The organism is Kitasatospora sp. NPDC090091 (genome assembly GCF_044747365.1).
In the GTDB taxonomy this organism is placed as follows: domain Bacteria; phylum Actinomycetota; class Actinomycetes; order Streptomycetales; family Streptomycetaceae; genus Kitasatospora.
Map to the genome: position 1 here is coordinate 135,776 of NZ_JBIVDY010000010.1, position 13,655 is coordinate 149,430.

The following is a 13,655-nucleotide window of genomic DNA, read 5'->3' on the forward strand; positions in this document are numbered from 1 at the left end:
GCCAGAGCCGTGCCAGCCAGGCACCCCGCACCAACCAGGCGCCCCGGATCGCCGCCCTCGGCGGCGGCCAGGGCCTTTCCGCCTCGCTCTCCGCACTGCGCCGGCTCACCACCGACCTCACCGCGGTCGTCACGGTGGCCGACGACGGCGGCTCCAGCGGCCGGCTGCGCTCGGAGCTCGGCGTGCTGCCCCCGGGCGACCTGCGCAAGGCGCTGGCCGCGCTCTGCGGTGACGACGACTGGGGCCGGACGTGGTCCGAGGTGATCCAGCAGCGCTTCACCGGCACCGGCGACCTGGGCGGCCACGCCGTCGGCAACCTGCTGATCGTCGCGCTCTGGGAGAAGCTGGGCGACCCGGTCGCCGCGCTGGACTGGGTGGGGCGGCTGCTCAACGTCCAGGGCCGGGTACTGCCGATGTCGGCGGTCCCGCTGGACATCGAGGCGGTCGTCCGGGGCCACGACCCGGCCGCCCCCGCCGAGCTGTCCGCCGTCCGCGGCCAGGCCAGCGTCGCGGTGACGCCCGGCACCGTGCAGTCGATCCGGCTGCTGCCGGACGAGCCGCCGGCCGTCCCGGAGGCCGTCACCGCCGTCCGCGAGGCGGACTGGGTGGTGCTCGGCCCGGGCTCCTGGTTCACCAGCGTGCTGCCGCACCTGCTGGTGCCCGAGCTGGCCAAGGCGCTCACCGAGACCCGCGCCCGCCGCCTGCTCACCCTGAACCTCGCCCCCCAGCCCGGCGAGACGGAGGGCTTCACCCCGCAGCGTCACCTGGAGGTCATCGCCGACCACGCTCCGGACCTCGCGGTGGATGCGATCCTGGTGGACGAGCGGGCCGTCTCCGGCGGCGCCTTCGGGCAGGCGGACCTCGCCGGCCTGGAGAAGGCCGCGGAGCGGATGGGCGCCGCTCTGGTGCTCGGCCGGGTCGCCCGCGCGGACGGCACCCCGCGACACGACCCGGAGCTCTTGGCCGCCGCGTACGACCGGATTTTCCGGACACATGGAAGGATCGGGCCATGGCGATGACTCCAGCGGTGAAGGACGAAATCAGCCGGCTCCCGGTCACCCGGGCGTGCTGCCGCAAGGCGGAGGTGTCGGCGATCCTGCGATTCGCGGGCGGGCTGCACATCGTGAGCGGCCGCATCGTGATCGAGGCGGAGCTCGACACCGGAGCGGCGGCCCGGCGGCTGCGCAAGGACCTCCTGGAGATCTTCGGGCACTCCTCCGACCTCGTCGTGATGGCCCCCGGCGGCCTGCGCCGCGGCAGCCGCTACGTGGTCCGGGTGGTCAAGGACGGCGAGCTCCTCGCCCGCCAGACCGGTCTGGTCGACGGCCGCGGCCGACCGATCCGGGGCCTGCCCCCGGCCGTGGTCTCCGGGGCGACCTGTGACGCCGAGGCAGCCTGGCGCGGCGCCTTCCTGGCTCACGGCTCGCTCACCGAGCCCGGCCGTTCGTCCTCCCTGGAGATCACCTGCCCCGGCTCCGAGGCCGCCCTCGCGCTGGTCGGCGCCGCCCGCCGGCTGGGCATCCCGGCCAAGGCCCGCGAGGTGCGCGGCGTGGACCGGGTGGTGATCCGCGACGGCGACGCCATCGGTGCACTGCTGACCCGGCTCGGCGCCCACGAGTCGGTGCTGGCCTGGGAGGAGCGCCGGATGCGGCGCGAGGTCCGCGCCACCGCCAACCGCCTGGCCAACTTCGACGACGCCAACCTGCGCCGCTCGGCCCGTGCCGCGGTGGCGGCCGGCGCCCGGGTCCAGCGTGCGCTGGAGATCCTCGGCGACGAGGTGCCCGAGCACCTGGCCGCCGCCGGGCAGCTGCGGATGCAGCACAAGCAGGCCTCGCTGGAGGAGCTGGGCGCGCTGGCCGACCCGCCGCTCACCAAGGACGCGGTGGCCGGCCGGATCCGCCGCCTGCTGGCGATGGCCGACAAGCGCGCGTCCGAGCTGGGACTGCCCAGCACCGAGGCCAATCTGACCGACGAGATGGCGCTCAACTGACGCCCGCGCGCAGACGCGGCGAACGGCCGGTGTCCCGGGTCTCCGGGGCGCCGGCCGTTCCGTGTCCGAACCGTGGGACGGCGCGGTCCGCGCGCGGCCGCGCGGCGCGCGCCCCAACTTTCAAAGCGGACAAGGGTGGACGACCTGGTCACATCCTCTTGACACGCCACGCCCGGGCGGCGTACCGGGCGTGATGTGCCCAACCCGGCTTTGGAGGGGTAGGGTCGGAGGCGGTCGGGGACATCCCAAAATTCCACCCCGTCGGCTTAGCTCCGGCGTACCTAACGAGGAGATCGGTTCGTGACGATCCGGGTAGGCATCAACGGATTCGGCCGCATCGGCCGCAACTTCTTCCGGGCGGTGAAGTCCCAGGGCGCCGACATCGAGATCGTCGGTGTCAACGACCTCACCGACACGAAGACCCTGGCGCACCTTCTCAAGTACGACTCGATCCTGGGCACCTTCCCGGGCGAGGTGTCCCACACCGCGGACAGCATCACCGTCGACGGCAAGACCTTCAAGGTCGTCGCCGAGCGCGACCCGGCGAACCTGCCCTGGGGCGAGCTCGGTGCCGACATCGTCATCGAGTCCACCGGCATCTTCACCAAGGCCGAGGCGGCCCGCAAGCACGTCGCCGCCGGCGCCAAGAAGGTCATCATCTCGGCGCCCGCCACCGACGAGGACATCACCATCGTCATGGGCGTCAACGACGACAAGTACGACCCCGCCCAGCACACGATCATCTCCAACGCCTCCTGCACCACCAACTGCGTGGCGCCGCTGGCCAAGGTGCTGAACGAGAGCTTCGGCATCGTCAAGGGTCTGATGACCACGGTGCACGCGTACACCAACGACCAGGTCACCCTGGACTTCCCGCACAAGGACCTGCGGCGCGCCCGTGCCGCGGCCCTCAACATCATCCCGACGTCCACCGGTGCCGCCAAGGCGACCGCGCTCGTGCTGCCGGAGCTCAAGGGCAAGCTGGACGGCACCTCGCTGCGCGTCCCGGTGCCGACCGGCTCGATCACCGACCTGGTGGTGACGCTGGAGCGCGACGTCACCGTCGCCGAGGTCAACGAGGCCTTCAAGAAGGCCTCGGAGAGCTCGCTCAACGGCATCCTGCAGTACACCGAGGACCCGATCGTCTCCTCCGACATCGTCAACTCGCCGTTCTCCACGATCTTCGACTCGCTGCTGACCATGGCCCAGGGCAACCAGGTCAAGGTCTTCGGCTGGTACGACAACGAGTGGGGCTACTCGAACCGCCTCGTCAACCTGACCGCCCTCGTCGGCGGCCGGCTTTGACGCAGCGGGAGCTGAAGTGAAGTAAGGGGGAGGGCCCGGAAGGCTTCGACGCCGTCCGGGCCCTCGTCTGCGCACCCTCAACTCCCCCTTGACGGCCCACCGTTGTGCCGTCGCCTGCTCCACACTCTCCCCAGGAGACCGAAGACCGTGAAGACCATCGAAGACCTCGACGTCGCCGGCAAGCGCGTGTTCGTGCGCGCTGACCTGAACGTGCCGCTGTCCGGCGGGACGATCACCGACGACGGCCGGATCCGCGCCGTCGCCCCGACCATCGCCAAGCTCCTGGAGCGCGGTGCCAAGGTCGTGGTCGCCTCCCACCTCGGCCGCCCCAAGGGTGAGCCGGACCCGCAGTTCTCCCTCGCCCCGGTCGCCGTCCGGCTGGGCGAGATCCTCGGGAAGCCGGTCGCCTTCGCGGCCGACACCGTGGGCGAGAGCGCGAAGGCCACCGTCGCCGCCCTGGCCGACGGCGAGGTCACGCTGCTTGAGAACCTGCGCTTCAACGCCGGCGAGACCAGCAAGGACGACGCCGAGCGCGGCGCGTTCGCGGACGAGCTCGCCCGGCTCGCCGACCTCTACGTCGGCGACGGCTTCGGTGCGGTGCACCGCAAGCACGCCTCCGTCTACGACCTGCCGGCCCGCCTGCCGCACGCCGTCGGCGACCTGATCGCCACCGAGGTGGGCGTGCTCAAGCGCCTCACCGAGGAGGTCGAGCGCCCGTACGTGGTCGTGCTCGGCGGCTCCAAGGTGTCCGACAAGGTCGGCGTGATCGACAACCTGCTCGGCAAGGCCGACCGCATCCTGATCGGCGGCGGCATGGCGTACACCTTCCTGTACGCGCTGGGCAACGAGGTCGGCATCTCGCTGCTGCAGAAGGACCAGGTCCCGACCGTTCTGGAGTACCTGGAGCGGGGCAAGCAGAACAACGTCGAGTTCGTCCTCCCGCTGGACGTCGCGGTGTCCGCGAGCTTCCCGGACACCAAGACGCACGCCCCGGTCGAGGACTTCGAGGTCGTCGACGCGGACAGCATCCCGGCCGACAAGGAGGGCCTGGACATCGGCCCGAAGACCCGGGCCCTGTTCGCCGAGAAGCTGGCCGACGCGAAGACGGTGTTCTGGAACGGCCCGGTGGGCGTCTTCGAGCACCCCACCTTCGCCGAGGGCACCAAGGCCGTCGCGCAGGCCCTGACCGACAGCGACGCGTTCACCGTGGTCGGCGGCGGCGACTCCGCCGCGGCCGTCCGCATCCTGGGCTTCGACGAGGAGAAGTTCGGGCACATCTCGACCGGCGGTGGCGCGAGCCTCGAGTACCTGGAGGGCAAGACGCTCCCCGGTCTCGCCGCCCTGGAAGGCTGAAGCAATGACTGAGCGTCTCCCGCTGATGGCGGGCAACTGGAAGATGAACCTCAACCACCTTGAGGCCATCCAGCACACCCAGAAGCTGGCCTTCGCGCTGGCCGACAAGGACTACGAGTCGGTCGAGGTGGCGGTGCTGGTGCCGTTCACCGACCTGCGCTCGGTGCAGACCCTGGTCGACGGCGACAAGCTGAAGATCAAGTACGGCTCGCAGGACATCTCGCAGCACGACTCCGGTGCCTACACCGGCGAGGTCTCCGGCCCGATGCTGTCCAAGCTGAAGTGCACCTACGCGGTGATCGGCCACTCGGAGCGCCGCCAGTACCACGGCGAGAACGAGGAGATCGTCAACGCCAAGGTGAAGGCCGCCTTCCGCAGCGGGATCGTCCCGATCCTCTGCATCGGCGAGCCGCTGGACATCCGCAAGGCCGGCACCCACGTCGAGCACACCCTGGCCCAGCTCGACGGCGCCCTCCAGGACGTCCCGGCCGCTCAGGCCGAGACCCTGGTGGTGGCCTACGAGCCGGTCTGGGCGATCGGCACCGGCGAGGTGGCGACCCCCGAGGACGCCCAGGAGGTCTGCGCCGCGATCCGTGCGCGGCTCGCCGAGCTCTACAGCGCCGAGCTGGCCGGCAAGGTCCGGGTGCTCTACGGCGGTTCGGTCAAGTCCTCCAGCGCGGCCGGCCTGATGGCCAAGCCCGACATCGACGGCGGCCTGATCGGCGGTGCCTCCCTGGACGCCGACGAGTTCGTCAAGATCGTGCGCTACCGTGAGCAGGCAGTAGGCTAACGCCGCCGCAGCAACGTAGGCTTTGGGGCCGGACCGCCAATCGCGGATCCGGCCCCTTCGCCGAAGATACGAGAGAGTTGGTCCCGTCGTGGTTATCGGGTTCTCGATTGCCCTGATCATCTTCAGCCTGCTGATGATCCTCCTGGTGCTGCTGCACAAGGGGAAGGGCGGCGGCCTGTCCGACATGTTCGGCGGCGGTGCGATGTCCACCGGCGGTGGTTCGGCGGTGGCCGAGCGCAACCTGGACCGCATCACCATCGTGATCGGTGTCGCCTGGTTCGCCTGCATCATCGTGCTCGGCCTGGTGCTCAAGTACAAGAGCTGACGTATCTCTGACGCCCCGTCGCCCCGCGGCCTATGCTGGAACGGTCCGGGGCGGAGCCGGTGGGTCGCACATCCTTAACTCCTGCTTACACTAGGACGACTTTCGCCACCGACGCGCACCGCGGCGGGTCGGCGCACCAGCACGCAGGGAGTCAGACCGTGGCAAGTGGCAACGCCATCCGTGGCAGCAGGGTCGGAGCCGGCCCGATGGGGGAGGCGGAGCGCGGCGAGTCCGCCCCCCGCAACCGGATCTCCTTCTGGTGTGCCAACAAGCACGAGACCCGCCCCAGCTTCGCCGCCGAAGCGGTCATCCCGGACACCTGGGACTGCCCCCGCTGCGGCTTCCCGGCCGGCCAGGACGAGCACAACCCGCCCGCTCCCTCGCGCAACGAGCCGTACAAGACCCACCTGGCCTACGTCCGCGAGCGGCGCACCGACGCGGACGGCGAGGCGATCCTGGCCGAGGCGCTGGCCAAGCTGCGCGGCGAGATCTGAGCCCTGTCCGGCGAGTGACGAGCGACAACGGCGAAGGGCGCCACCGTCTTCCGACGGTGGCGCCCTTCGCCGTCTCCCGGCCCGGGGCCGGTCAGGCCGAGGCCGGCGGGTAGAGCTGGGGCGGGATACGGTCCGCCGCGGCCCGGTCCAGCAGCCACAACGTGCGGGCCCGCCCGTACGCGCCCGAGGCGGGCGCCTGCAGCGCGCCGGGGCCGGACAGCGCGAGCGCCACGGCGTCCGCCTTGTCCTCGCCGGCCGCCAGCAGCCAGACCTCGCGGGCCGCCCGGATCGCCGGGAGGGTCAGCGAGACGCGGGTCGGCGGGGGCTTGGGTGCGCCCCGCACCCCGACCACCGTCAGCTCGGTCTCCCGGACGCCCGGGTGCTCGGGGAAGAGCGAGGCGACATGGGTGTCCGGGCCGACGCCGAGCAGCAGCACGTCGAAGGCCGGGACGCCGAGCCGGTCGCCCGGCCCGGCCGCCTTGGCCAGCTGCTCGGCGTAGCGGGCGGCGGCCGCCTCCACGTCCGAGCCGTCCACGCCGTCCGAGGCGGGCATCTCGTGCACCCGCGCCGGGTCGAGCGGGACGGCGTCGAGCAGCTCAGCCCGGGCCTGGACGGCGTTGCGCTCCGGGTCCCCGGAGGGGACGAAGCGCTCGTCGCCCCACCAGAGGTCCAGCCGGCCCCAGTCGACCGCGTCCCGGGCCGGGGAGGCGGCGATGGCGGCCAGCAGCGCGTTGCCGTTGCGCCCGCCGGTGAGCACCACCGAGGCGGTGCCGCGGGCGGCCTGGGCGTCCACGATCCGGGTGATCAGCCGGGCCGCGGCCGCCTGGGCCATCAGTTCCTTGTCCCGGTGGACGACCAGCTGGGGGGTGGCGGCGGTCATGCGCCCTCCCCGTGCCGCCGGTCGGCGCCGGGCCGGCCGGGCGACCCCGCGACGGTGAACCCGCTGCGCCGGCTCACGAGTCGCTCTTCCGGGTCGTGCGCTTGCCCGCCGTCTTCTTCGGGCCCTTGGCCGCGGCGCCGTCCTCGGCCGCCGCGTCCTCGCCCGCCGCGTCCTCGCCCGCGTCCGTCCCGGCCGCCGCGGTCTCGGAGACGGCCGCCGCGGTCTCGGCGTGGGGGGCGGGCTCGCGCAGCCGGTCCACGGGCGTGCGCACGGCCGCCGCGTAGATGTCGTCCGGGTCCAGCCGGCGCAGCTCCTCCGCGATCAGCTCGGAGGTCTCGCGCCGCTTGAGCGCCACCTGGCGGTCCGGCGAGCCGGGCATGGAGAGCGTGCCCATCAGGCCGTCCGGGCGGTCCAGGGTGATGTCCCCGTCCTTGGTACGCAGGTGCACCGCGGTGATGCCCGGGCCGCCGGTGACGACCCGCTCGACCGGCACGTGCAGCCGGCTGTGCAGCCAGAGGCCGAGCAGCTCGACGCTGGGGTTGTACGACTCGCCCTCGACCGCCGCGGAGATGATCGTGGAGGGCCGCTGGTCCAGCGCGGCGGCCAGCATCGAGCGCCAGCCGGTGATCCGGGTCCAGGCCAGGTCGGTGTCGCCGGGGGTGTAGCTCTCGGCCCGCTGGGCGAGCTGTCCGACCGGCGACTCGGCGGTGACGGCGTCGCTGATCCGGCGCTGGGCGATCGAGCCCAGCGGGTCCTGCGCCGGGTGCAGCGGGGCGTTGTCCGGCCACCAGACCACCACCGGGGCGTCCGGCAGGAGCAGCGGCAGGACGACCGACTGCGCGTGCGCGACGAGCTCGCCGTGCATGCGCAGGATGACCGTCTCGCCGGAGCCGGCGTCGGAGCCGACCAGGATCTCGGCGTCCAGGCGGGTCTCGGCGCGGGCCCGGGGCGAGCGCCCGGCGCGCTTGATGACCGCCAGGGTGCGCATCGGGTGCTCGCGGGAGGCGTCGTTGGCGGCCTTGAGGGCGTCGTACGCGCTGCCCTCGTCGGTCACGATCACCAGGGTGAGCACCATGCCGGCCGCGGTGGAACCGCTGGCCCGCCGCGCCGCCATCAGCGCGGCGTTGATCTTGCTGGACGTGGTGTCCGTGAGGTCGATCTTCATGGCCGGCGCCAGCTCCTGCCGTCTCGTGCGAGCATCTCGTCCGCCTCGACGGGGCCCCAGGTCCCCGCCGCGTACTGGGCGGGCTTGCCGTGGGCGTCCCAGTACTCCTCGATCGGGTCGAGGATCCGCCAGGAGAGCTCGACCTCCTGGTGGCGCGGGAACAGGTTGGCGTCGCCGAGCAGCACGTCGAGGATGAGCCGCTCGTACGCCTCCGGGCTGGACTCGGTGAAGGACTCGCCGTAGGCGAAGTCCATCGTGACGTCCCGGACCTCGAAGGAGGTGCCCGGCACCTTGGACCCGAACCGGACCGTCACGCCCTCGTCCGGCTGCACCCGGATGACCAGGGCGTTCTGGCCCAGCTCCTCGGTCGCGTAGGAGTCGAACGGCAGGTACGGCGCGCGCTGGAAGACCACCGCGATCTCGGTGACCCGGCGGCCCAGCCGCTTGCCGGTGCGCAGGTAGAACGGCACACCCGCCCAGCGGCGGTTGTTGATCTCCAGCTTGATGGCGGCGTAGGTGTCGGTCTTGGAGTCCGGGTTGATGCCGTCCTCGTCGAGGTAGCCGACGACCTCCTCGCCGCCCTGCCAACCGGACGCGTACTGGCCGCGCACGGTGTGGTTGCCGAGGTCGGCCGGGAGCTTGACGGCGCTGAGTACCTTGAGCTTCTCGGCCACCAGCGCCTTCGGGTGGAAGGACGCCGGCTCCTCGATGGCGGTGAGCGCCATCAGCTGCAGCAGGTGGTTCTGGATGACGTCCCGGGCGGAGCCGATGCCGTCGTAGTAGCCGGCGCGGCCGCCGATGCCGATGTCCTCGGCCATGGTGATCTGCACGTGGTCGACGTACGACCGGTTCCAGATCGGCTCGAACATCTGGTTGGCGAAACGCAGCGCCAGGATGTTCTGGACCGTCTCCTTGCCCAGGTAGTGGTCGATCCGGAAGACCTCGTCCCGGGGGAAGACCTCGTGGACGATCCGGTTCAGCTCCTGGGCGCTCTCCAGGTTGTGGCCGAAGGGCTTCTCGATGACGGCGCGCCGCCAGGAGCCCTGCGGGGGGTCGGCCAGGCCGTGCTTCTTCAGCTGCTGGACGACGGTGGGGAAGAACTTCGGCGGGACGGACAGGTAGAAGGCGAAGTTGCCGCCGGTGCCCTGCGCCTTGTCGAGCTCCTCGATGGTCTCGCGGAGCTTGTCGAAGGCGTCGTCGTCGCCGAAGTCGCCCTGGACGAAGCGCATGCCCTTGGCGAGCTGCTGCCAGACCTCCTCGCGGAACGGGGTCCGCGCGTGCTCCTTGACCGCGTCGTGGACCTCCTTCGCGAAGTCCTCGTCCTCCCACTCGCGGCGGGCGAAGCCGACGAGCGAGAAGCCCGGCGGCAGCAGGCCGCGATTGGCCAGGTCGTAGATGGCCGGCATCAGCTTCTTGCGGGACAGGTCGCCGGTGACCCCGAAGATGACCAGGCCGGACGGCCCCGCGATGCGCGGGAGCCGCCGGTCTGCCGGGTCACGAAGCGGGTTGACGGGGATCGGCAGGGGGTTGCCCGTGTCCGAGTCCGACGTCAACTCAGGGAAATCAGTGCTCACTTGATGTGCTCCGCTTTCGTGCGCTGGCTGTGAGCAGGAATCACTTCTCGGCGGCGAAGGAGGCCAGCGAGGCGGTGACGGTGTCGAGCAGCTCGTTCCAGGACTGCTCGAACTTCTCGACGCCCTCGTCCTCCAGGACCTGGACGACGTCGTCGTAGTCCACGCCGGCGGCCGCGATCGCGTCCATGACGGCCTTGGCGTCGGCGTAGTTCGGGACGATGGTGCCGCCGGTGACGACACCGTGGTCGCCGGTGGCGTCCAGGGTGGCCTCGGGCATGGTGTTGACGGTGCCCGGGGCGACCAGCTCGGTCACGTACAGGGTGTCCGGCAGGGCCGGGTCCTTCACGCCGGTGGAGGCCCAGAGCGGGCGCTGCGGCTTGGCGCCGGCGGCCTCCAGGGCCTTCCAGCGGTCGCTGCCGGCGGCCTTGCCGTCGACGCTGCCGAAGACCTCCTCGTATGCCTGGTAGGCGAGGCGGGCGTTGGCCAGGGCCGCCTTGGAGCGCAGGTCCTTGGCGTCGCCGCCGATCTTGTCCAGGCGCTTGTCGATCTCGGTGTCCACGCGGGAGACGAAGAACGAGGCGACCGACTCGATCTGGGAGAGGTCCAGGCCCTTGGCCTTGGCGGCCTCCAGACCGGTCAGGTAGGCGTCCATGACGGCCTTGTAGCGGTCGAGCGAGAAGATCAGCGTGACGTTGACGCTGATGCCCTTGCCGATGACCTCGCTGATCGCGGGCAGGCCGGCCTTGGTGGCGGGGATCTTGATGAACACGTTCGGGCGGTCCACCAGCCACCACAGCTGCTTGGCCTCGGCAATGGTGGCCGCGGTCTCGTGGGCCAGGCGCGGGTCGACCTCGATGGAGACCCGGCCGTCGCGGCCGTTGGAGGCGTCGTAGACCGGGCGCAGCACGTCGGCGGCGTCGCGCACGTCCGAGGTGGTGATCATCCGGACGGCCTCGTCCGTGGTGACCTTGCGGACGGCGAGGTCGCGCAGCTGCCCGTCGTAGGAGCTGTCGCCGCTGCCGGCGATGGCCTTCTGGAAGATGGTCGGGTTGGTGGTGACACCGACCACGTGCTTGTTCTGCACCAGCTCGGCCAGGTTGCCGGTGTTCAGTCGCTTGCGGCTGAGGTCGTCCAGCCAGATCGCCACGCCTTCGTCGCTGAGGCGCTTCAGTGCGTCAGTCATGGTGCTTCAGTCCTTATTTCTTCTGTTCTTCGTGGGGTAGATCAGAGGGCCGCGCGCCCGCTGTGCGGGCGAGCGCGCGGCCGTGGGCCCGCGGGGGGCCGGGGCGACCGCTAGCGGTTGACGGCTTCCAGCGAGCGCAGCGCGTTGTGGGCCTCGGCGACGACGCGCTCGGCGGTCAGGCCGAACTCCTCGAACAGCACCTTGTAGTCGGCGGAGGCGCCGAAGTGCTCCAGCGAGACGATCCGGCCGTGGTCGCCGACCAGCTCGCGCCAGCCCTGGGCGATGCCGGCCTCGACCGAGACGCGGGCCTTGACCGACGGCGGCAGCACGCTGTCGCGGTAGGCCTGGTCCTGCTCCTGGAACCACTCGAAGGACGGCATCGAGACGACGCGGACCGCCACGCCCTCGGCCTCCAGGACCTCGCGGGCCTTGACGGCCAGCTGGACCTCGGAGCCGGTGCCGATCAGGATCACCTGCGGGTCGCCGTTGGAGGCCTCGGCCAGGATGTAGCCGCCCTTCGCGGTGCCCTCGGCGGAGCCGAACACCTCGCGGTCGAAGGTCGGCACGTTCTGGCGGGTGAGCGCCAGGCCGACCGGGCCGGGGTGGCTGGTCTGCCGCTCGATGACCGTGCGCCAGGCGACGGCCGTCTCGTTGGCGTCGGCCGGGCGGACCATGGAGAGGCCCGGGATGGCGCGCAGCGAGGCCAGGTGCTCGACCGGCTGGTGGGTCGGGCCGTCCTCGCCGAGGCCGATCGAGTCGTGCGTCCAGACGTAGGTGACCGGCAGCTTCATCAGCGCGGCCAGGCGGACGGCCGGGCGCATGTAGTCGGCGAAGACCAGGAAGGTGCCGCCGAACACGCGGGTCCGGCCGTGCAGCGCGATGCCGTTCATGGTGGAGCCCATGGCGTGCTCGCGGATGCCGAAGTGGATCGTCCGGCCGTACGGGCTGGCACTCTTCAGCGGGTTGCCCTCGGGCAGGAAGGAGCTGTCCTCGTCGATCGTGGTGAGGTTGGACTCCGCGAGGTCGGCCGAGCCGCCCCACAGCTCCGGGATCACCGCGCCGATCGCCTTGAGGGTCTCGCCGGACGCCTTGCGGGTGGCGACCTCCTTGCCGGCCTCGAAGACCGGGACGGTCTTCTTCCAGCCCTCGGGCAGCTCGCCCGCCTGGATGCGGTCGAACTCGGAGGCGCGGTGCGGGTGGGCCGCACGCCAGGTCTCGAAGGACTGCTGCCACGCGTCGCGGGCGGCCTTGCCGCGCTTGATCACCTGGCGGGCGTGCTCGATGACCTTGTCGCTGACCTCGAAGGTCTTCTCCGGGTCGAAGCCCAGGACCTTCTTGGTGGCGGCGATCTCGGCGGCGCCGAGGGCGGAGCCGTGGGCCTTGGCGGTGTTCTGGGCGTCCGGGGCCGGCCAGGCGATGATCGTGCGCATAGCGATCATCGACGGGCGGGAGGTCTCGGCCTTGGCGGCGGCCAGCGCGTCGGCCAGGGCGGCGACGTCGATGTCGCCGTTGGGCTTCGGCGTGACCCGCTGGACGTGCCAGCCGTAGGCCTCGTAGCGCTTGAGGACGTCCTCGGAGAAGGCCGTCTCGGTGTCGCCCTCGATCGAGATGTGGTTGTCGTCGTAGAGGGCGACCAGGTTGCCCAGCTTCTGGTGGCCGGCCAGCGAGGAGGCCTCGGCGGAGATGCCCTCCTCCAGGTCGCCGTCGGAGACGATGGCCCAGATGGTGTGGTCGAACGGGGACTCGCCGGCCGCGGCGTCCGGGTCGAAGAGGCCGCGCTCGTAGCGGGCGGCCATCGCCATGCCCACGGCGTTGGCGATGCCCTGGCCGAGCGGACCGGTGGTGGTCTCGACGCCCGCGGTGTGACCGTGCTCGGGGTGGCCGGGGGTACGGCTGCCGGCGACCCGGAAGGCCTTGAGGTCGTCCAGCTCCAGGCCGTAGCCGGAGAGGTAGAGCTGGGTGTAGAGGGTCAGGCTGGTGTGCCCGGGAGAGAGGACGAACCGGTCGCGGCCGGCCCAGGACGGGTCGGTCGGGTCGTGGCGCAGGAAGCGCTGGAAGATCAGGTACGCGGCCGGGGCCAGCGACATGGCCGTCCCGGGGTGCCCGTTGCCGACCTTCTGGACCGCGTCCATCGCCAGGACTCGCGCCGTGTCCACGGTCCGCTCGTCCAGTTCGGACCACTCGAATGCATTCGTCGGCGTCGTGCTCACCCTGTCTCAGGGCTCCTTCCGTATTGAAGAGTGACCCCGTGAGGGGGACCGGGTCGGCCACGTCGCTGGGGCCTGCCGCTTGGGTCGTACCGGTCACGGAGGGTAGATCCCGCTTCTCGGTGTGAGCCTACCGTCCGTGCCGAGGCTCACCCTCCGTGCTGAGAGAACGGTGATTTCGGTATGGCGATTCCCACGAGAGCCCTGTGGGCGGGTTTGTCCCAGGCTCTCCTGTTTTCGCGGCCTCCGCCTGCCCGAGGGCCGGGACGGGGGACCGGTGCCGCACGGAACCAGCTTCGTCTGTTCACCCAGGGGTGTGCGTTACGCCTCGCCGGGGGACCCCGGAGCCGGTGGGGAGATATGGAGCGTCTAAGGTGGCGTGGTACGCG

Annotated in this window: 12 protein-coding genes; 7 read left to right on the top strand and 5 right to left on the bottom strand. The window is 71.4% G+C overall.

Annotated elements, in window-relative coordinates; all coding sequences use genetic code 11:
• Nucleotides 1–47: 47 nt before the first annotated feature.
• From yvcK to ACIPSC_RS19170, 7 genes are all read left to right on the top strand, one after another.
• The gene (gene yvcK, locus ACIPSC_RS19140; protein ID WP_400827176.1) at nt 48–1,019 is read left to right on the top strand and encodes a uridine diphosphate-N-acetylglucosamine-binding protein YvcK; all 972 of its coding nucleotides are present in this window, start codon (nt 48–50) and stop codon (nt 1,017–1,019) included.
• Nucleotides 1,010–1,990, top strand: a complete 981-nt coding sequence (whiA, locus tag ACIPSC_RS19145) for a DNA-binding protein WhiA (protein ID WP_209411690.1) — start codon at nt 1,010–1,012, stop codon at nt 1,988–1,990. The genes yvcK and whiA overlap by 10 nt, the downstream gene beginning before the upstream one ends.
• 300 nt (nt 1,991–2,290) lie before the next feature.
• Nucleotides 2,291–3,295 carry a type I glyceraldehyde-3-phosphate dehydrogenase gene (gene gap, locus ACIPSC_RS19150; protein WP_400826977.1) on the top strand — a complete coding sequence of 335 codons (1,005 nt, stop codon included), beginning with the start codon at nt 2,291–2,293 and terminating at the stop codon, nt 3,293–3,295.
• 147 nt (nt 3,296–3,442) lie between these two features.
• Complete coding sequence (locus tag ACIPSC_RS19155) at nt 3,443–4,648, top strand: phosphoglycerate kinase (RefSeq protein ID WP_400826979.1); 1,206 nt, start codon at nt 3,443–3,445, stop codon at nt 4,646–4,648.
• A 4-nt stretch (nt 4,649–4,652) separates the two neighbouring features.
• Nucleotides 4,653–5,438 carry a triose-phosphate isomerase gene (gene tpiA, locus ACIPSC_RS19160; protein WP_400826980.1) on the top strand — a complete coding sequence of 262 codons (786 nt, stop codon included), beginning with the start codon at nt 4,653–4,655 and terminating at the stop codon, nt 5,436–5,438.
• An 88-nt stretch (nt 5,439–5,526) separates the two neighbouring features.
• A complete protein-coding gene (gene secG, locus ACIPSC_RS19165; RefSeq protein WP_313765917.1) occupies nt 5,527–5,763 on the top strand; it encodes a preprotein translocase subunit SecG in 237 nt (78 codons plus the stop codon).
• Nucleotides 5,764–5,969: 206 nt separating this feature from the next.
• Nucleotides 5,970–6,257, top strand: a complete 288-nt coding sequence (locus tag ACIPSC_RS19170; RefSeq protein ID WP_030308030.1) for an RNA polymerase-binding protein RbpA — start codon at nt 5,970–5,972, stop codon at nt 6,255–6,257.
• Nucleotides 6,258–6,348: 91 nt separating this feature from the next.
• Here ACIPSC_RS19170 and pgl read toward each other — a convergent pair whose 3' ends face one another.
• The 5 genes from pgl to tkt all read right to left on the bottom strand — a co-directional run bounded on the left by pgl (nt 6,349) and on the right by tkt (nt 13,269).
• Nucleotides 6,349–7,137: a 6-phosphogluconolactonase gene (gene pgl, locus ACIPSC_RS19175; RefSeq protein WP_400826981.1), complete on the bottom strand. Its 789-nt coding sequence runs from the start codon at nt 7,135–7,137 to the stop codon at nt 6,349–6,351.
• Nucleotides 7,138–7,210: 73 nt separating this feature from the next.
• A complete protein-coding gene (opcA, locus tag ACIPSC_RS19180; RefSeq protein WP_400826983.1) occupies nt 7,211–8,302 on the bottom strand; it encodes a glucose-6-phosphate dehydrogenase assembly protein OpcA in 1,092 nt (363 codons plus the stop codon).
• Nucleotides 8,299–9,825, bottom strand: a complete 1,527-nt coding sequence (gene zwf / locus ACIPSC_RS19185; RefSeq protein WP_400827178.1) for a glucose-6-phosphate dehydrogenase — start codon at nt 9,823–9,825, stop codon at nt 8,299–8,301. Before zwf ends, opcA begins: the two co-directional genes overlap by 4 nt.
• Before the next feature lie 91 nt (nt 9,826–9,916).
• A complete protein-coding gene (gene tal / locus ACIPSC_RS19190; RefSeq protein WP_400826984.1) occupies nt 9,917–11,059 on the bottom strand; it encodes a transaldolase in 1,143 nt (380 codons plus the stop codon).
• 110 nt (nt 11,060–11,169) lie between these two features.
• On the bottom strand, nt 11,170–13,269 hold the full coding sequence (gene tkt / locus ACIPSC_RS19195) for a transketolase (RefSeq protein WP_400826986.1): 2,100 nt from the start codon (nt 13,267–13,269) through the stop codon (nt 11,170–11,172).
• Between the last annotated feature and the right edge of the window lie 386 nt (nt 13,270–13,655).

What these genes read in the sequence shown, in the direction of transcription:
- pgl (WP_400826981.1), bottom strand. Translation starts at nt 7,137, where the DNA reads ATGACCGCCGCCACCCCCCAGCTGGTCGTCCACCGGGACAAGGAACTG.
- tpiA (WP_400826980.1), top strand. Translation starts at nt 4,653, where the DNA reads ATGACTGAGCGTCTCCCGCTGATGGCGGGCAACTGGAAGATGAACCTC.
- whiA (WP_209411690.1), top strand. Translation starts at nt 1,010, where the DNA reads ATGGCGATGACTCCAGCGGTGAAGGACGAAATCAGCCGGCTCCCGGTC.
- opcA (WP_400826983.1), bottom strand. Translation starts at nt 8,302, where the DNA reads ATGAAGATCGACCTCACGGACACCACGTCCAGCAAGATCAACGCCGCG.
- ACIPSC_RS19170 (WP_030308030.1), top strand. Translation starts at nt 5,970, where the DNA reads ATGGGGGAGGCGGAGCGCGGCGAGTCCGCCCCCCGCAACCGGATCTCC.
- tal (WP_400826984.1), bottom strand. Translation starts at nt 11,059, where the DNA reads ATGACTGACGCACTGAAGCGCCTCAGCGACGAAGGCGTGGCGATCTGG.